Origin of the sequence: Pseudoalteromonas sp. MM17-2, assembly GCF_022347945.1 — a bacterium.
Classification (GTDB): domain Bacteria; phylum Pseudomonadota; class Gammaproteobacteria; order Enterobacterales; family Alteromonadaceae; genus Pseudoalteromonas; species Pseudoalteromonas ruthenica.
In genome coordinates this window covers 64,777-82,222 of the sequence record NZ_JAKRFV010000006.1, presented here as the reverse complement: position 1 = coordinate 82,222, position 17,446 = coordinate 64,777, and the positions used below count along the sequence as shown (strand labels likewise).

16 protein-coding genes and 2 tRNA genes are annotated in these 17,446 nt (G+C 48.5%); 7 read left to right on the top strand and 11 right to left on the bottom strand.

Annotated elements, in window-relative coordinates:
• Position 1 precedes the first annotated feature (1 nt).
• Together MHM93_RS07085 and MHM93_RS07080 are read right to left on the bottom strand one after the other, a co-directional pair.
• Positions 2 to 1,342 carry an alpha/beta fold hydrolase gene (locus tag MHM93_RS07085; protein ID WP_239448490.1) on the bottom strand — a complete coding sequence of 447 codons (1,341 nt, stop codon included), beginning with the start codon at positions 1,340 to 1,342 and terminating at the stop codon, positions 2 to 4.
• 80 nt (positions 1,343 to 1,422) lie between these two features.
• Positions 1,423 to 1,908 (bottom strand): Lrp/AsnC family transcriptional regulator, encoded by a 486-nt coding sequence (locus MHM93_RS07080; protein ID WP_239448489.1) that lies wholly within the window; start codon positions 1,906 to 1,908, stop codon positions 1,423 to 1,425.
• Between the two features lie 116 nt (positions 1,909 to 2,024).
• Here MHM93_RS07080 and MHM93_RS07075 point away from each other — a divergent pair, with 116 nt between their 5' ends.
• Positions 2,025 to 3,200, top strand: a complete 1,176-nt coding sequence (locus MHM93_RS07075; RefSeq protein WP_239448488.1) for a monodechloroaminopyrrolnitrin synthase PrnB family protein — start codon at positions 2,025 to 2,027, stop codon at positions 3,198 to 3,200.
• Complete coding sequence (locus tag MHM93_RS07070) at positions 3,200 to 4,315, top strand: aminotransferase class V-fold PLP-dependent enzyme (protein ID WP_239448487.1); 1,116 nt, start codon at positions 3,200 to 3,202, stop codon at positions 4,313 to 4,315. The genes MHM93_RS07075 and MHM93_RS07070 overlap by 1 nt, the downstream gene beginning before the upstream one ends.
• On the opposite strand, the gene MHM93_RS07065 is transcribed toward MHM93_RS07070, so the two are convergent.
• From MHM93_RS07065 to MHM93_RS07055, 3 genes are all read right to left on the bottom strand, one after another.
• Positions 4,293 to 4,919 (bottom strand): flavin reductase family protein, encoded by a 627-nt coding sequence (locus MHM93_RS07065; protein ID WP_239448486.1) that lies wholly within the window; start codon positions 4,917 to 4,919, stop codon positions 4,293 to 4,295. The two genes, MHM93_RS07070 and MHM93_RS07065, sit on opposite strands and share 23 nt — an antisense overlap.
• A 581-nt stretch (positions 4,920 to 5,500) precedes the next feature.
• Positions 5,501 to 5,593: transfer RNA gene (locus tag MHM93_RS07060), tRNA-Ser, on the bottom strand.
• A gap of 23 nt (positions 5,594 to 5,616) precedes the next feature.
• Positions 5,617 to 5,707 (bottom strand) — tRNA-Ser (locus MHM93_RS07055).
• A 591-nt stretch (positions 5,708 to 6,298) separates the two neighbouring features.
• On the opposite strand from MHM93_RS07055, the gene MHM93_RS07050 reads away from it, so the two are divergent.
• Positions 6,299 to 7,162, top strand: a complete 864-nt coding sequence (locus MHM93_RS07050; protein ID WP_239448485.1) for a diacylglycerol kinase family protein — start codon at positions 6,299 to 6,301, stop codon at positions 7,160 to 7,162.
• Here the strand turns inward: MHM93_RS07050 and MHM93_RS07045 are convergent.
• Positions 7,119 to 8,066, bottom strand: coding sequence for a DMT family transporter (locus MHM93_RS07045; protein WP_239448484.1), 948 nt, complete (start codon positions 8,064 to 8,066; stop codon positions 7,119 to 7,121). The genes MHM93_RS07050 and MHM93_RS07045 overlap by 44 nt on opposite strands.
• A 92-nt stretch (positions 8,067 to 8,158) precedes the next feature.
• Here MHM93_RS07045 and MHM93_RS07040 point away from each other — a divergent pair, with 92 nt between their 5' ends.
• Positions 8,159 to 9,604: a PLP-dependent aminotransferase family protein gene (locus tag MHM93_RS07040; protein ID WP_045979408.1), complete on the top strand. Its 1,446-nt coding sequence runs from the start codon at positions 8,159 to 8,161 to the stop codon at positions 9,602 to 9,604.
• 9 nt (positions 9,605 to 9,613) lie between these two features.
• Here MHM93_RS07040 and MHM93_RS07035 read toward each other — a convergent pair whose 3' ends face one another.
• Complete coding sequence (locus MHM93_RS07035) at positions 9,614 to 10,405, bottom strand: YggN family protein (protein ID WP_045979407.1); 792 nt, start codon at positions 10,403 to 10,405, stop codon at positions 9,614 to 9,616.
• A 340-nt stretch (positions 10,406 to 10,745) separates the two neighbouring features.
• Here MHM93_RS07035 and MHM93_RS07030 point away from each other — a divergent pair, with 340 nt between their 5' ends.
• Complete coding sequence (locus MHM93_RS07030; RefSeq protein ID WP_022944972.1) at positions 10,746 to 10,934, top strand: hypothetical protein; 189 nt, start codon at positions 10,746 to 10,748, stop codon at positions 10,932 to 10,934.
• A gap of 34 nt (positions 10,935 to 10,968) precedes the next feature.
• Here MHM93_RS07030 and MHM93_RS07025 read toward each other — a convergent pair whose 3' ends face one another.
• Complete coding sequence (locus MHM93_RS07025) at positions 10,969 to 11,268, bottom strand: AzlD domain-containing protein (RefSeq protein ID WP_239448539.1); 300 nt, start codon at positions 11,266 to 11,268, stop codon at positions 10,969 to 10,971.
• Entirely contained in the window at positions 11,268 to 11,954 is a 687-nt protein-coding gene (locus tag MHM93_RS07020; RefSeq protein ID WP_239448538.1) for an AzlC family ABC transporter permease, read from the bottom strand. Before MHM93_RS07020 ends, MHM93_RS07025 begins: the two co-directional genes overlap by 1 nt.
• Positions 11,955 to 12,066: 112 nt before the next feature.
• On the opposite strand from MHM93_RS07020, the gene MHM93_RS07015 reads away from it, so the two are divergent.
• Entirely contained in the window at positions 12,067 to 12,702 is a 636-nt protein-coding gene (locus MHM93_RS07015; protein WP_239448483.1) for a cytochrome b/b6 domain-containing protein, read from the top strand.
• 172 nt (positions 12,703 to 12,874) lie between these two features.
• A complete protein-coding gene (locus tag MHM93_RS07010; protein ID WP_239448482.1) occupies positions 12,875 to 16,267 on the top strand; it encodes a S8 family serine peptidase in 3,393 nt (1,130 codons plus the stop codon).
• 115 nt (positions 16,268 to 16,382) lie between these two features.
• Here MHM93_RS07010 and MHM93_RS07005 read toward each other — a convergent pair whose 3' ends face one another.
• Both MHM93_RS07005 and MHM93_RS07000 read right to left on the bottom strand, forming a co-directional pair.
• On the bottom strand, positions 16,383 to 16,832 hold the full coding sequence (locus MHM93_RS07005; RefSeq protein WP_022944978.1) for a cytochrome c: 450 nt from the start codon (positions 16,830 to 16,832) through the stop codon (positions 16,383 to 16,385).
• Positions 16,833 to 16,964: 132 nt separating this feature from the next.
• The gene (locus MHM93_RS07000; protein ID WP_022944979.1) at positions 16,965 to 17,435 is read right to left on the bottom strand and encodes a DUF2721 domain-containing protein; all 471 of its coding nucleotides are present in this window, start codon (positions 17,433 to 17,435) and stop codon (positions 16,965 to 16,967) included.
• Positions 17,436 to 17,446 lie beyond the last annotated feature (11 nt).

The following is a 17,446-nucleotide window of genomic DNA, read 5'->3' as shown; positions in this document are numbered from 1 at the left end:
GTTACTGCATGACCCGAGCTAAAAACGCGCTCATATCGTGCTCTAGCTGCGCATAAAACGGGTTATAGGTCAGGCGCTTAAGGGGCCACTGCTGCGAGAGGTTAGCAGCGGTGCGCTCACCGACGATCACCTCACCCACCTTGCATTGGCGGTAGCGGGTATCATCCTCTAAATAGCTGCCGCAGTTACGATATAGCCCTTGCCGACCATAGTACGGGTGCTGTGGCGCGTTGACCACACCAATATGAGAGATATCAATAACGTCCTCACAAGGAGGCTGTCCGCGCTGACATGAATAACTACGAATATCGAACGCGGCCCCTAACAATGCTTTGGCAGCTTGTTGTTGACCATAAAACACCAACATATCGTGCCGAGTTTGCGGACGTTTTTGTGGGTCATGCCATACCTTGAGCATATTTAAGGTCGCGCGTGCATCAATGGTGGTATCGACCTCGCTTTGAACAACAAATATCGGAATATTGGGCAGCTCGGCTTCAGTCAGCGCATCTTGACTAATACGCGACATGGCTTGATGGGCTAGGGCTGCGGCAGCGAAAGGAAAGCTTTCATATTTGGCGAAATCTATGTCAGCGTCTTTATCGATCCAGTTTACGAATGGAACCCGATCAATCCACTTTGCTAGCCAGCCATTTTTATTATGTGGTTCACTGGCGGGAGACCAAAGCATAAGGGCGCGGATATTGGCTCTATCAGGCTCGGCTACAAGCTCGGCCATGGCTAACGCCGCACCGGTTGAGTAGCCGCCAATCACCACCTGATCGAACTCGTTAGCGGCACGGTTTATGGCATAGCGAGCAAGTTGCTGCCACTGCGAAAACTCGGCGTCCTGAAGCTGAGCAGCGGCACTGCCATGGCCTGGTAACAGTACTGTCCGCACGGTGAAACCTTGGCGATAGAAATAGGCCGCGAGGCTATGATAGCTAAAAGGGGAGTCGGTAAGGCCGTGAAACAGCAACGCGACCTTGTCATTATTATGCTGACGCAGCTCAAACGGGCTGAGTAAATGATGCACCTGAGTATTGGCAGGAAGCTGTTGTTGCTGCTGCAGCAGTTGCACTGTGGCTGTGTTTACGGGGCAAGGAGTGTGGGCGCGTGGGTTGTGTGTCTTTAGCCACTGATTGGCACGGCGTAAATAGGTAGCAAAGCTAGGGTTGTCGCTGATATCAACCGCAGCTTGGCCATCACCAATGGCGTAGCGGTAGCGGCCTTGTTCTTTCGCCGCCATTATGGTGTCGACATCGCTGACTATATCGAGGCAAGTTTCGCTGCTGTGGCCTACACCGCTGATCAACATCAGCATAAAAATAATGATACGCATGGGAGTACTCCATTAATCCAAGTTAGCAGCATACCAAAGCACTGTACTGACAGCTAGCTGGTAGCGCCCTGTATATACAACTACAGCGGCAGCTGCCAGCGAGAGAAACGTTGTTTTAAAACCACGGTGGAGTCAATGGCAGCAATCTCCGCAAGGCCTCCGAGAGTATGTTTGACGAAGTGTTCGTAGTCACCGAGATCTTTGGCAATAATTTTTAGCAAATAATCGTACTCACCGGTGATCACCGCACATTCCTGCACCGCTAAAAAGCCATCTACCTGGCTTTCGAAGTTATCGGCGGCCTGAGCGGAGTTTTGCTGTAATTTAACAAGCGCATAGACGGTAACATGAAACCCCAGTTGTTGGGCGTTTAAACGGGCATGGTAACCACGAATATAGCCAGCTTGCTGCAGCTTAGTGATGCGGCGAATACAAGGAGTATCTGAAAGATTAACGCGCTGCGCTAACTCGCTGACACTCATCCGGCCATTGTCTTGCAGCAGCGCAAGCAACTGCAGGTCCTTGGCATCTATTTTAATTTTTGAGTGGTTATCGCTATTTATCATTAATTAAATGGTGATTTTTATTGTTTTTATACGTTTATATTAGTGGAGGTTAATAAAAAGCACCACCGGCTTTATGCTATTTTTACCTTATGTAAGGCATTATTTTAGTAGCTTCTATGACACCGCACGCACAGCAATTTGATGACTGGATCCGCAGTCGCTTTGTCGAAATTAATAATCAATTAGAACAGCGCTACCAAGCACAGGCCGATCGTGCCAATGTCCATGGTGTCGGCGATGCACTGAAGCAGCAACTCACAGACGAAGGAGACGCGTTAATAGCTAATTTAGTTGATGAGGGCAATACCGATGAGGGCTTCGATAGTGCCTTTGATTTGCTCGGCAATGTTGGCTTATATATGGCGGCGTGTCGGCGTCATGAAATCACCGAGCCGTCACGAGAAACGCATTCTCCGCTGCAACAAGCGTCGACGCTGGCTATGCACATTGGCGCGTCGATAGGTGTTACCCCTCGTTTTGCAACGGCGCATTTAACCACTCACAATCGCGCTATCAATGGTCAATATAAACGCTTTACTGATCTGCCCGATGAACGCTTGTTTGTTGACTACAACACTAAGGGCATAGTGGCCTTCAAGCGGGCCGCCGATGCGTTGTTGCGTATCCAGCCTTTGGGTATTTCTCACCCTGTGGTTCCTGATTTATTGTTAGTGGCCGAACAAGCGCTAAAAGATGTACTGGAAAGTAACCGCTATTTATTTCAGCACCTTGATGCACAGCAGTTCTTTTATGCCGTGCGCCCTTATTACAAGCCTTATCGGGTTGGCAAAGAGGTCTATCGGGGCGCCAATGCCGGTGATTTTTCTGGTATTAACGTGATCGATATGTTGTTGGGGTTATGCTGTGCCAATGAACCGGCTTATTCACAAATGCTGGTAGAGAAGTTTTTATACATGATGCCAGAAGATCAGCGCGTACTGCGCAATTGCATGCGTTTGCCATCGATTATGGATGAGTTTTTAGCGGTGGCACCGCAGCAGCATAGCAGTTCCTGGTTTCAGCAAAACCTCAGAGCATTTTTGAGGGTGTGTAAATTGCATGGGCAAACGGCAATTCAGCATCATAACCAGCTGGTTGATAAGTATATTCGTATTCCTAATGAAAACCTTGGTAGCCAGCATCAAACTAAGGTAACGGCCAGTGGACCGCCCTTACCTGTGCTGTTGGCCGAACTCGCTAATCTGCGCGATAAGCGCGCCGCGCGTGAGCGCGATGATATTCACACCCGTTATCACGATATCGCCACATTAACGGCGTTGGTGGACAACTAATGAAAGATACCTTTGCCTTGCCTCAAGGGCCCTACTTACTCAGCCACTCGGTGGGTCGGCCATTAACAACTGCACAGCAGGCCTTCAATGAGGCGTTCTTTGCGCCTTGGCAGCAGGGCCAACAAGAGCCTTGGTCACAATGGCTGCAGGCTATTGAACAGTTTACTCAAGCACTCGCGAGGTTGTTTAATAGCTCCGCGGGGCAATTTTGCCCGCAGGTTAATTTATCCAGTGCATTGACCAAGCTGCTGATGGCCCACCCACGGCTAACGAAAGGTGGGTGTAAAGTGCTGCTCAGTGAGCAAGACTTCCCGAGCATGGGCTTTGTGTTGCAAAAAGCCTTATCTGAGGATTGTCAGCTGCGATTTATACCGGCTCACGAAGATGTCAGTGATGCTCAGGTATGGCAGCATTACTTAGACACTGAGGTTGATTTGGTGTTTGTTAGTCAGGTGTATTCCAACTCTGGGCAGCAGGCCCCGGTTGCTCATATCTGTGAGTACGCGAAAAAGCGGGGAGTGTTGTCGCTAATCGATGTAGCTCAGGGAGCGGGGGTGATCCCTTTGGATTTAACCGCAGTGGCACCCGACTTTATGATCGGCTCGAGCGTAAAATGGCTCTGTGGTGGGCCAGGAGCCGCTTACTTATGGGTTAGTGAGCAGCAATTAGCGCACTGTCAGCCCAAAGACGTGGGCTGGTTTTCCCACAGCAATCCTTTTGAATTTGATATTCATCATTTTGACTACCATCCCAGTGCCTTACGTTTTTGGGGCGGCACCCCCAATATAGCACCTTATGTTTTGGCCGCGCACAGTATTAGCTGGTTCAATGAGTACGGCATCGATAAGGTGCGTAACCATAACCTGGCCATGCAACAATTGCTGTGGTCGCAACTGCAGCAGTGGATTGTCTCGCCGAAAGAGCCCGAGAAGCGCAGTGGTACCCTGATTGTCCATGGCGGACGTCATCAACAGGCCCTGCTAGCGGAACTAAACAAAGCCTGTATCAGCGTCGATGAACGCCGCTTGGGTATTCGTATTTCACCGCACATCTACAATGATGAGCAAGATATTGCGGCGTTACTCAGCGTTGCTAATCGAGTACTGGGCGACTAAGCACGCTTTGACGGGTGGTATGCGCGTAGGCATCGCCACCTAGCTTACCTATAGTGGGCAATCGTTCCGGTGCGATGCGACCATCGACCAACAGAGCATCATCAATGTCGATGGTTTTAACGTCGAGCAACATCACTTGCCCGCTTCCCGGCTCTGAGCCAAGTTCAATCACCTCTCGCAGTGTGCACTCGTAACGTACTTGCGCAGCGGCAACGCCTGGCACGGATACACTGTGGCTAGTGTGTTTATCAATGCCCACGGCCGTAAATTCACTGATATCACTCGGGTAGTTGGCGCAGCTTTGATTCATCGCCGTGAGCAAGTCTTCGGTGACGATATTGACGACACATTCTTTGGTTGCCAGCAAGTTTTTCAATGTGTCTTTCGGCTCTCCTGTGCGAGGTGTCACATGAGTAACTGATAACACCGGCGGTTGGCAGCTGGCCACGCTAAAAAATGAGTAAGGGGCGATATTATCGACGCCAGTGGCGCTGCGGGTGCTGACCCAAGCAATAGGACGAGGGGTGATGGCACCGACAAGGTGCTGATAAAGTTGTTGGCTAGACTCTGCGTCTGGGTGTGTAGTAGCATAGTGAGTATTCATTGCTGTTGATAATGGGGCGCTATGGTGGCAAACGTGGTGAAAAAGTAAAGGCCAGGTTCTGATAACGGTTGTCGGGGTAAGCGCGCGTACATCATGTACTCGCCCCTACGGGCGCTCACCAAGTCCGCCTACTGGAAATTTAGTGATAGCGAACCCGCGCGTAAGATGACCGGGTTTTGATAGCGGTTGTTGGGATAAGCGCGCGTACATCCTGTACTCGTCCCTACGGGCGCTCACCAAGTCCGCCTACTGGAAATTTAATTATAAAAAACCGCGAGTAAGGTGGTCGGGTTTTGATAGCGGTTGTTGGGATAAGCGCTCGCACGTCCTGTGCTCGCCCCTGCGGGCGCCTTCGCTCCCGACATTTTGTCGAACAAAGGGTCCTCACCAAGTCCGCCTACTTGAAATTTAGTTATAAAAAAACCGCCGTAAAGGCGGTTCTCTTATAACTAATGGCGGAGAAGGGTCGAAGAAATCGAAGTATTGCTTCGCAAGTTCTGAGACGCCGAAGGCCGGACGCTTGCGACTGAACGCCGAAAAGCAAAAAACCGCAACAATGTGCGGTTTTTTAACTTAACTAATGGCGGAGAAGGAGGGATTCGAACCCTCGATAGGGCTACAAACCCTATACTCCCTTAGCAGGGGAGCGCCTTCAGCCACTCGGCCACCTCTCCGGCGCGAATCAGTTTGTAAAATGTGGCGGAGAGATAGGGATTCGAACCCTAGATGGGCTATTAACCCATGCCGGTTTTCAAGACCGGTGCATTCAACCGCTCTGCCATCTCTCCATGGGCTAGGATAATACTGAGGCAAAACGCAGGTGTAAATAGAAAAACGGTCGTTTGCTTGATTTTTGTGCTAATTCAGTGAAATAGAGGGTATTTTAGACTGCTATGGGGGGAAGGTTGAGGGTGTAAAGCTGGTTGGTGCCTTACACCCAAAGTAACATTACTCTAACTTATTACTTGTAACGAACGACGCCACTAAGAGCGAGTTCCTTACCGAAGCGGTTTAACTTTGCCAGCATTTTTGCTTTACGCTTGCTGGGCTTAACTGCGACCTGGCTTGCTGCCGTTTGGTTTAATGTGTTTACTGGGTTCATCTTGGTTGCTCCGCGCTATGTCTGTGTCTGAAAACATGGCTATTGTGAGGCTGAAGTGGTTAAAAATAAAACGATAAATTTTGGCCCTTTCGCATAAGTTTTTTTTATGCATTTTACTTTTGTTAAGTTTCAGTTTAGCGTGTTCTATGCATGATTATATTTGTATGCTTTTACCTTGAACCTTATTATATTAAGGGTTTAAAGCTTGATAAGCTTTCTGTATTAAAATAGGCTGCATATTTATTCAGATAAAACATATTTGTTTTAAGGTGTCCATTTGCCGACTTGTTCATCTTGGTTGGTGGTCTATCATCCCAGTTACCAAAAAAAGCTGCTCGACCAACTCGAAAAATGTTTACAGCAAGCGTCTATTGATTACTCCTGCTTGGCTACGTCCGGGGATTTTGCGCGTGACTTAAAACGTTTGAAAGCGTGTAGCAATGGTTTAACAAGAGTTGTGGTGCTCGGTGGCGATGGCACCTTACACTTGGCTGTTAATGCGTATGCCTACACCGCTGTTGAGGTGGCATTGATCCCCTGTGGCAGTGGCAACGACTTTGCTCGGCAGTGGCGTGTTAGCCAAGCGCATTGGTTAGCTACAGCTTTGCGGGCACCGGCGCAGCGTATCGACTTAGGGCGAATCAACGATCGTTACTTTATTAACGTGGCTGGAGTTGGTTATGACGCTGAGGTGGTGCGCGCAACGCAAAATAAAAAAGGCCGATTAGCCCGTTGGCGATACAGCTGGGAGGGGCTCAAGCATTTGTATACCTACTCTAACCCGCAGGTCAGGGTAGAAATTGATAGCAAGGTGACTAACCAACGCCAGCTGATGTGCTGCTTTGCCAACGGTCAGTTTTTTGGTGGTGGCATGAAGGTCGCGCCGGATGCCAATGTGACAAGCGGCGCCCTAAGTTACCTTAGTGTTGCTCAAGGCGCGCCACTGCGCCAAGCCGTGGCGCTATTACTCAGTTACATTGGCGCGCATACCCGCCTTGCACAGATCACCACAGCGGTTATAAAGCGCTGTGAGGTGACAACTGTAGGGTTGGGTATTGAAGCCGATGGCGAATACCTTGGCACCACGCCCGCCGTGATTAGCTGCCAAGCGGAAGCACTGCTTTTTGTGGTACCTCGGTAACAGGGGGCTTACGAAAGCGAGCCGTTATTTTGTGCACTGGCGTGAGCACAATGGCATTGCCAAGCAGTACACAGGCAAAGCCATACACGGTGTTCGCTTGCCATACAAAGCCTTCAAATAGGGTGCTCAGTACCACAGCTACGAGCGGGAATAAGACGATCACATAGCTGGCTTTCTCAGGGCCAATATTTTTTAATAGCACGAAGTAGCAGGCAAAGGCGATGACCGTACCAAAGGTACTTAAGTAAAGCAGCGATAGCCAGTAACTCATTGTGGTTGCTGCGAAATCGACACTGGCGCCAGTGAGTATCACATACAAGCTTAAACCTAGGGTGGCATACAACATGCCCCAGGCATTGCCTTGTAAAATTCCGACCTCGGCTTGTGAGTTACGCACACTGACCATATTCCCTAACGATGCCACTAAGGTGCCCGATAACGCCAGCAGCAGACCAATTAATACGCCATTGTTTAAATCCAACGACGAAATTGCCGGCCAAAACAGTACGGCAATCCCTACCACGCCCAGTAGGGCGCCAAAATAAATGCGTTTGGCGATGGGGCGAGAGAAAAATAGCTTGGTATTAATGATATTCATCAACAACAGCATACTGAACGCAATCGAGGCTAGTGCCGAGGTTAGATAGGCTTGCGCCCAGTAGAGAATAAGATAATTCGCGCCAAAATTGCACAATGCCAATAAGGCAAAAAAGACATGATCGCGGCGATTAAAACGCATAGGGAGGCGCTTGATGAGCACATACCCCCACATCAATAGCGCTGCTATGGCAAAGCGCAGCAACAGTGATACCTCCACGGGGACGCTACCTAGTTGAAACTCAATCGCCAGCCAAGTTGAGCCCCAAATGAGCACAGTGACCACATAAAGCAGGATGTTGTTCATGATGAATTCTCGTGATCGTAAAAGGTGGTATTTTAAAGTGATTCTGTATACTGTACATACACAGAAAAGTGATTTTGATACCTATACAGATTATGTCGCGGACGATTAACAAGCAGCGCGCTGTTTATCTTTATCAGCAAGTTGTCGACCTGATTAAAGATATGCAACAACACGGCACCTTAAATGCGGGGGAAAAACTTCCCTCGCTGCGGGCCATGGCGCAGAAACTCTCGGTTAGCATTCCTACGGTACAGCAAGCGTATCAGGAGTTAGAACGTCAAGGGGTGGTTAGCGCCCGGGAAAAGTCTGGATTTTACTTAAATGCGGCGGTGCTCCCGTGCAGCCAGCCTAAACGTTCGCGACTGGCGCGCTCGCCCGTGGCAGTTAACAAGCAGGCATTAATTGAACAGGTTTTCGATGGTTTACATCAGCCCGGTGTGATCCCGCTGGGGATCGCCAACCCGGTGGCGGTGAGTGCCACCGATAAAGTACTGAGCCGAACTATGCGCAAGGTAATGAACGCAGCTGGCGATCAAGCGATTAACTATGGCCCACTGGATGGCTTTGCGCCGCTAAAAAAAGAGATCATCGGTCGATATTTAGATTTTGCCATCGGTGTGAATAGTGACGAGCTCGTTATTACCAATGGCGCGCAAGAAGCATTAAACATTGCGCTGCAATGCGTTACGCAAATGGGTGATATTGTCGCTATCGAATCGCCCTGTTACTTCGGCATCATTGAGATGATTGAAAGTTTGGGACTGAAAGCCATAGAGATCCCAATGTGCCCGGAAGAAGGTGTCTGTGCAGATGATTTGGCGCGTGCCTTCGCAGAGCACGACATCAAAGCCTGTATTTTCTCTACTACGATTAGTAACCCCTTGGGCTCGCAAATGTCCGATGAGCGCCGCCAGCAACTGGTGCGCATGATTGAGGAGCGAGGGGCGGTGCTTATTGAGGATGATGTGTATGGTGAATTGGCGTATGAACATAGTCATGCTAAACCGGCGCAATACTTTTCTCGCAAAGGGCAAGTGATCACCTGCTCGTCGCTGTCTAAAACAGCGGCGCCGAGTTATCGCGTAGGGTGGATGATTGCCGGTAAGTATGCAGCGCAAGCGCGGCGCTTAAAGCGGGCGATTAGCTGTTCATCATCGTTGATGAATCAGTGGACCCTGTATGAGTTTATGAGTAGTGGCGATTACGACAAAAACTTACGTACACTACGCCAGCGCCTAGCCTTGAACAAGGAGCGCATGCGGGCGCTGGTGTTACAGCATTTTCCGGAAAAAACGCGGATGACTAATCCCAAGGGCGGCTGTGTCTTGTGGCTGCAGTTACCAAGCCAATACGATGTGATTGAGCTTTTTCATTTGGCGTTGGACGCGGGGATCAGCATCACACCGGGCTCAATATTTAGCGCTACCGATAAATACCGTCAATGTGTGCGCCTGAGTTATGGTATTCCTTGGAGCGATAAAGTGGAAGTGGCAGTAGCGCGGTTGGGAGCGCTCTGCCAGCAAGTGCGAAAGGGATGATTATTCCGACTATTTAGTAATTAGAAGCTGGAAGTCACTTAGTTCTGGGACCATGCTCACCAGTTGGGCCTCTTGCTCTGCCAACTCTGAAAATGAATGGCACAGGGCATCTGCGCGCTGCTCGATATTGGCAGCTTGAAGCTCAACACGCTGTTCAATTTGCTCACCCATGCGTTCCATGCGCTGCTCGAACTCGTCCATGTCGCCACCTGAGCTGACCATTTGCGAACCCAAGGCCATCAGCACGCTGCCTATTGATTGCACCATGGCCTGTTCAACGGCTTGTTCAAAGTTTTCATCGAATTGTTGCTCAATATCTTCACCTAGCTCATCAAAGCTTTGTTTGCCCATCACAAACTCGCCATTTTGATAAAAGCTATGCTCGATATTATTGCCAATATTATCCACGACCTGCTGCAACGCGTCATTATGCTCAATGCCAAACGCTGCACTCACTTCTTCAATGGCCACGCCGGCTATTTTCACGCCATCAAGGGCAATCTGAGCAACTTCAGGGACGTAACTACGTAGTTGCTGAGAGTAATTATCCAGTGCTTGCTGCTGAGCTGCAGTCAGAGGCATAACTTCACCATCAACGAGCAGCTGCTGACCATCGTATACCATGTGTTGATTATCGACATTGGTGATTTGTATGCGTTCAGGGTTGATACGAATATCACTTTTAAACTCAATATCGCACTGTTGTGAACCAAATGAGAGGTTATCTGGCTTTTGCTCGTGTGCCAGTGCGCTTGTGGTTACCGTCATGGATGCAAAAAGAAGGGCTGCTGTCGTTTTCATTGTCTTTATTCCCGTTGATTGTTGTTACGAGAGATACATTACAAATTCGGTGCCAAAATTATTACTCTATAATAAACAATAGGTTATGCATTAATGGCGAGCAGGTTTTTGCTAGAGATTTAAAAAAAAGCTAACTTTTAGCCGTTTTTAACAAGATGTTAGTGAAAGTCGCACATTGATGATCATCATCAATAAAAGATATTTGTTGAAACGATAAAAAAATCTCACTTTCCAGTTTTGCCATTTGCAGCTATTTATTCACTTTAAGGGCGTAGGCTCTTGGTCGTGGTGAAGCTAAGCTTGAGCCGCGCACAATGATTGTAATTAACTGGAGTGTATTGTGGGTAAAACATATTCCTATGATGCGTTAGATGACGAATTTGTTGAAGATGAATACGAAGCGATGGGGCGTAACCAACATGACCGTCGTAAGCGCAAGGTCAAAAAGAAGCTCGATGATTATCTAGAGCAGCGTAAGCTGCGGAAAAATCTCGGCTATGATGATTTTGACGATTACCTCAACGAGTAAAGTTAGGAAGGGGCGAAAGCCCCTTTTTTGTTTTTCAGCGCAGCAGAAAATAAGCAGCCATCCCTACTAAGGTGGTGAGATAGATACTTTTACTGCGATAAGCAACAATAATGGCCAGTACGGCGGCCAGTAAATAAGGATTGCGATAACTAATATGCCACTGCCCCTCAGGAAGGAGGACAATGGGCACCCAAATAGCGGTCAGTACCGCCGGCGCACTGAAGCTTAAAAAGCGCTGTAATTTGGGCCCGACCTGAAAGGGTAAGGCGCGATGTAAAAACAGGTAACGGCTGGCAAAGGTGATACATGCCATAAGCACTATGGTCGTCAGTATCATTGGCTACCCTTACTGACCACGTAGCCCACCGTCATACCACTTAGAGCGCTAAGTACCAACCAGAGTTCCAGCCCCCAAGCTTTGAAAGTGGCGGCGCAAATCCCGGTGATCACCACGCAGGCTAAGGTTGCTTTGTTTTTTATGGTGGGCACAACCAAAGCAATAAAAGTAGTGGCGATGGCAAAGTCTAAGCCTAAATTGGTTAAATCGGGTAATAGCTGGCCTGCCAAGATGCCCAATAGAGTCCATATATTCCAGGCCACATAAAAGCTAAAGCCAGCGCTGAGCGCATAAATAAGGCGTGTTTTCGTTTGATATGCCTTGCGGTGGTGGGAAAAGGCGAATAGCTCGTCGGTTAACACGAAGCTGACGGGCAAGCGCCAGCGCAGCGGTTGGCTAATCACCTTTTGGCGTACTGCCAGACCATAGAGAAAGTGGCGAGAGCTAATAATGAAGGTCGTAAACAGAAGTGTCAGCAGTGGCGTATGATCAGCGATAAGCTCGATGGCCACCAGTTGCGCCGAGCCGGCAAAGACCAACAACGACATCAATTGCGTTTCCCAGGCGCTGAAGCCGTTTTGCATCGCCAACGAGCCACACAATAGCCCCCAAGGTAAAACCGCTAAGTTTAACGGCAACATATCGAGCTGACCTTTGATAAAGGCCAGTCGATGTAAGCGGATTCGGTTTTTAGCGTTTTTAACAGCAGACATAAGCAAAGTTTTTTACGATCAAGCACGCAGCATGACACAGAGTTTGGCATAATCGCAATATTGCCAAGTTAAGGAGTCAAAAATGAAAGTTTGGGATGGGTTTATACGCTTTTTTCATTGGAGTTTAGTGCTGTGTATTGCTGGCCTCTATTTCTCTGCGGAGGAGGGGGCGATGGAGTTACACTTTGTGCTCGCCTACATTACCTTAGCATTGCTTGCAACTCGCTTGTTATGGGGGCTTTTTGGTAGCGAAAGTGCCCGTTTGCGCAAGTTATTACACTCACCCAAAGCCGTGTTTAGGGCGCTAAGACAAAGCGAACAAGTGGCCGGGCATAATGCGGCGGGCAGCTATATGGTGTTGCTATTTTTTGCATTGTTATTGGTGCAACTGCTCAGCGGATTGATGACCACAGACGACATTCTTACCGATGGTCCTTTAGTCCAATATGTATCTTACGATTGGGTTGAGTGGGCCTCGTCCGTGCACCATCAAAACTTTGACTTTATCCTAGCCGCCATTGTTTTGCATATTGCTGCTATTGTGATTTATGCATTGAAAGGTAAAAGACTGGTGCCAGCGATGATCACCGGTCGCAATAATGCAATGCAAGAAACAGCGGTAGTCAAGCCTGCTTGGCCTGCGTTCGTGGTTTTTGCAGCTATACTGGCTGCGTTGTTATGTACTTGGGGTTACGAGCCGCTCGTAAGTCTTATTTAAAACATACTTTGTTACATATTCATGAGGTCCATTGAAAGTCCATTGAGCGGGCATAGCCCGCTTTCCAACTTACTTATAATAATTTTACATTAATTTAATCTTGCCCCTCTTTTTGTTTTCATTATAGTTGCAATTGAACAACAACAATAATGATGTCTTTCAGAGGAAAATTATGGCTTCAAATAAACTCAAATTGAGTGCATTAGCACTGGGCGTGTCGTCTGCCTTGCTTAGCACTCAAGTCGCAGCTTCAGAGCTAGAACCACAGAATAAAATTTTTACACCGCAGCATCAAAGCAAAATTGAGCGCCAACTTGGCGACATTAAAAAACAGAACAAACGTGCTGTATCTTGGCTTATTGAGCTTAACAGTGAGCCGATGTTTTCAGTAAGCAAAGATCAGCAAGCCACGCAAAGTGCGCATATCTCGCAAGCGCAAGAGCGCGTATTAAGTAATATTCAAAGCGCCGATTTAAACCTCAATGTGATCACACGCACCACTAAGCTGGTTAATGCGCTTGTTGTTAACGGCGATGAGTCTGAAGTGAGAAAAGTGCTGGCGCACGAGGATGTGAAAGAAATCTACCCGGTTTACGACTATGAGCTTAATGTTGCTGATAGTGCTGATTACATCAAAGCAACGCCCTTAGTTGAGAGCCAAATCGCGACTGGTGAAGGAGTTCGAGTGGCAGTGCTTGATACCGGCATTGATTATACCCACGCAGTATTTGGTGGTGAGGGTACGCAAGCGGCTTATGACGCAGCCACTGCTGATCCAACGACGGTAACTTGGCCGCAAGGTATTGTTAAAGGTGGTTATGACTACTTTAATGATGATGCCGATCCGATTGACTTCGGCACGAGCCACGGTACACATGTTTCACACTCGGTAACGGGGATTGCACCTAATGTAGAATTGTTTGTGTATTCCGTGTGTGGCGGTGGTTGTCCAGGGCTTGCACAATTACTGGCGCTAGAATCAGCGATGGACCCCAATGGCGACATGGATATTGAAGACCGCGTCGATGTAGTTAACATGTCTTTAGGTGGCGACTACGGTGACCTTGCGGAAGATGCGGTAGGCTTATTTATTAATCGCGCCGCCAAGTTAGGTACAAGTGTGGTTATCTCTGCCGGCAACGATGGTGCATATCCATTTATCGTTGGTGGCCCAAGCACCACTGAAAATGCACTTTCTGTGGGAGCCATGACTCACCCAACGGATGAGACTCGTGTGGCTGAAGGCACAGTGGCAGGCGAAGAAGCTGTTATTCAGGGCGCCAATTTTGGCCCAGGTGCGTTCAGCTTTAGCAGCGATGACATTGAGCTGGTTTATCCAGATGCCAACCAAACCGCTTGTGAGCCTTTTGCTGAAGGTGTTGATTTTACAGGCAAGGCTGTAGTGGTGGACCGTGGTGGCTGTAACTTCACTGATAAAGTACTGGCTGCCCAAACTAATGGTGCTGCTTTTGTTATTATCGCCAATAACGTTGATGATGGCACGCCTGCGCCTATGGGCGGATTTGACGAAGCAGTGAGTATTCCATCAGTGGGGGTTACTTTTGCCACTGGGGCGCAATTGAAAGGCGGCGCTAGCTTCAATATTTCCTCTGAGTTAGTGGCAACACCTGGTGCAATGGCCGATTTCACCTCTCGTGGACCTTCGGTCAGCGGCCTATTAAAACCTGAGATCACTGCCCCCGGTGTTAATATCATGACCGCCGAGCCTGGCACAGGCACAGGGCTTTCAGGAGCAACAGGCACGTCATTCTCAGGCCCAATTACTGCTGGTGCTATCAGTATGCTTAAAGAGGCTTTACCAGAGCGCAACGCGATGGAACTTAAAGCAACCTTGATGAACGCAGCAAACCTTGATGTTACCGTCACCCCACGTGCGCTTGATGAGAACGCAGCAATGGCACCGATTAGCGCCATTGGCTCTGGTTTGGTTGATGTAGAAAAGGCTGCCAACCTACCGGTAGCGGCCTGGGCAAAAGACACGCACCAAGCTGCGCTGTCATTCGGGCTGCAAAGCTTAAGTGAAACAACCACGATGACTAAAACCGTGGTAGTTAAAAACTTCTCAAGCAGCGCTAAGACGTATGAGCTCAGTTTAGAGCAGCGTTTTGCAGATGATGTTGAACGCGGCAGCTTAATGGCTGAGTATCCCACCTCAGTGACTATTCCGGCGGGCCAATCCGTCGAGTTTGAAGTGGCAATGACTATTGACCCCACAACATTGCCAGAGTGGCAGCTAAGTGGCAGCAATATTGACACCCTAGCATCGACTGAGTTGCTGACTGACTCAGAGCTAGATGGTGCGTTGGTCTTTAGTGAAGGCGGTGAACAGGCCTTGCACTTGGTTTATCATGTGCTTCCACGCGCAGCGGCAAAACCTGTGATCAGCGCCGAAAAAGGTGAGCAAGGTGTCGTTTATACATTGCACAACCAAGGTGCTGCGGAGCTCACACCAGTGATTGTTGAAAATACAGTAACAGACACAGTGGGTGATGGTGGTCGTTTAGATATTGTAGCAGGCAGTGTCGAGACATTGGCTGTACCAGCCTCGTTCTGTGAATCAGGATACGGCGTATTTACAACTTTGGTTGTTGACCAGCCTGTAGCCCACGCTGATATGGGTGGCTTCGCCGCAGATTTTGATATGGATGGTGATGGCCGCTGGGATGTCACAGCACATTCAGTGAACTACTCACTGTTTGATGGTCCGACACCTACACCTATTACCTTTACAACGCCTTATGGTCAATTAAGCGGTAATCTGAGCAACTTGTACTTCGACAGTGCGACTAACTACGTAACACTGCAAAACTGTATTGGTGATTATGGTCTGACTGCGGCTGACTTGGGCAATGTCAATGCTACGGTACGTTTCAGAACCGCACCTGATAACTTCCCAACAGGTGGCAGTAACGCCGTTGATACTGCTCAAGGTAACTATAACTTCGCACCTGCACAAATTGTGGCAATGGCAGTAGATGCTCAGGGTGATGAAGTACAGAGTATTGCTCCTGGGGAAAGTGCACAGTTCTTATTTGCTGATGCTAACTTCACTATTCTATCTACCAATGGTGCCAAAGCCGTTGTCACCTCACCGCGCAATGATATGCAAGTGGCGCCTAGTTTGGCTGATGCGCAGTTCTCGGTAGATGAAAACACCGAACAAGGTACGGTTATTGGTACACTTACCGCTGAGCGTAATGCGACCTTTGCTGGCGCTATTTCAGAGTTTATTGTTGTGAGCTCAAGCTCGACCGCTGTTGATATCAACAGCGATGGTGAGGTCGTTGTGGCCAATGCCGAACAGCTTGATTACGACAGTGGTCTTGAACAGGTGATGTTTGAAGTTGTTGCCACAGATACCAGCGGCAATATTTCTAACACGGCAACGGTGATGGTCAATGTTACTAACCTAGCTGATGAAGCATCTGAGCAACCAGAACCACAGCCTCAAGTTCCTGTGAAGAAGAGCACTAGCTCGGGCTCATTAGGGTGGCTAGCGCTACTGATGGCACCACTCATGTGGTTGCGTCGTCGTCGCAGCTAATTCATTGAGCGATGGACATAAAAACGGCGCCTGAAAGCGCCGTTTTTTATAGGAGTTCCATCATGGTAATCAGCTTGAGCTTCATACTGGTTGATACCGCCATGAGCGGGTTTGTTTAGTCTTTAAATGACTTGTGGCAATCTTTACAGCCTTTCGCCCAGTTTTTAAAAGCAGGAGCGATTTGCTTTTTATCACCACTTTTAGCAGCAACAGCAAGTTCTTGGGCATATTGTGCAAAGGTGTTGGCTTTTTTATCAAAGGTGGCCTTGTCTTCCCAGATGGCTGCTAAGGCATCGGTATTACCCTGGTCTGAGCCCGCAGTGAACGCTTCCCAAGGCATTTGTGATAGCGCTGCAGCGTTATCTGCGCGTTGTTGAAAGCGTGCCGCGTCAAAAGGAACCTTACCCTTAAGCATGTCGCCCATGTCACCAATTTGCACCCGAATCAATGAAAAGACCGACTGTCGATACTCAATCGCATCTTCCGGCTTCTCGAACACGGAGTTTGCTAGTGCTGAACCCGATGTGGCGATAAGAGTCGCCGCCAATAATGTTTTTAGTTTCATTCCATTTGCCCCTTTTCGTAAAACAACCTTCTTTTTACCTAAGCAGGACGGTGAACACAAGAGCAAGTGCGCTAATAATCGCTGCAATGACTAATAAGTCCTACTAAACGCTGAAGGTATGTGCAATTGTGGTTATTCTCCGAGATCAATGTCTGCGAATATCATGCCCCTGCGCATACTTCTAGTCGCTAAAAAGACTTCTCCTAATAACGCGATAAATGCCAATATAAGCAGCAGCATCGCGACCATAAAACACCCAGCAATAGCAGTACCAAGGTTAATGGCTTGGATATTTGCCATAAACAACAGCATAACGACAGCACTCACTAAGGTAGCGCTGAGTACACTGAAACTAAAAGCGATATGAATACAACGCGCACGCTTTAACAGGGCGCGCAGCTCTGTTGCTAGTGAGCGATTAAACTCTTCATCGCTGCTGATTTTTAGTTTTCTCTCCAAGGCACGAGCACGGTCGGTGATCCGCGCCAAGCGGTTTGATAGTACCCCAAGGGTGGCCGCAATCCCTGTGATTAGAAATACCGGAGCGACGGCTGTTTGAATGACCTTTGCCATGGTTAAAATATTAACAACTTCAGTACCCACGTTAACTCCGA

Excerpts from the sequence above, each read along its gene's own strand:
- MHM93_RS07085 (WP_239448490.1), bottom strand. The coding sequence starts at position 1,342 with ATGCGTATCATTATTTTTATGCTGATGTTGATCAGCGGTGTAGGCCAC.
- MHM93_RS07080 (WP_239448489.1), bottom strand. The coding sequence starts at position 1,908 with ATGATAAATAGCGATAACCACTCAAAAATTAAAATAGATGCCAAGGAC.
- MHM93_RS07075 (WP_239448488.1), top strand. The coding sequence starts at position 2,025 with ATGACACCGCACGCACAGCAATTTGATGACTGGATCCGCAGTCGCTTT.
- MHM93_RS07070 (WP_239448487.1), top strand. The coding sequence starts at position 3,200 with ATGAAAGATACCTTTGCCTTGCCTCAAGGGCCCTACTTACTCAGCCAC.
- MHM93_RS07065 (WP_239448486.1), bottom strand. The coding sequence starts at position 4,919 with ATGAATACTCACTATGCTACTACACACCCAGACGCAGAGTCTAGCCAA.
- MHM93_RS07045 (WP_239448484.1), bottom strand. The coding sequence starts at position 8,066 with ATGAACAACATCCTGCTTTATGTGGTCACTGTGCTCATTTGGGGCTCA.
- MHM93_RS07040 (WP_045979408.1), top strand. The coding sequence starts at position 8,159 with ATGTCGCGGACGATTAACAAGCAGCGCGCTGTTTATCTTTATCAGCAA.
- MHM93_RS07035 (WP_045979407.1), bottom strand. The coding sequence starts at position 10,405 with ATGAAAACGACAGCAGCCCTTCTTTTTGCATCCATGACGGTAACCACA.
- MHM93_RS07015 (WP_239448483.1), top strand. The coding sequence starts at position 12,067 with ATGAAAGTTTGGGATGGGTTTATACGCTTTTTTCATTGGAGTTTAGTG.
- MHM93_RS07010 (WP_239448482.1), top strand. The coding sequence starts at position 12,875 with ATGGCTTCAAATAAACTCAAATTGAGTGCATTAGCACTGGGCGTGTCG.
- MHM93_RS07005 (WP_022944978.1), bottom strand. The coding sequence starts at position 16,832 with ATGAAACTAAAAACATTATTGGCGGCGACTCTTATCGCCACATCGGGT.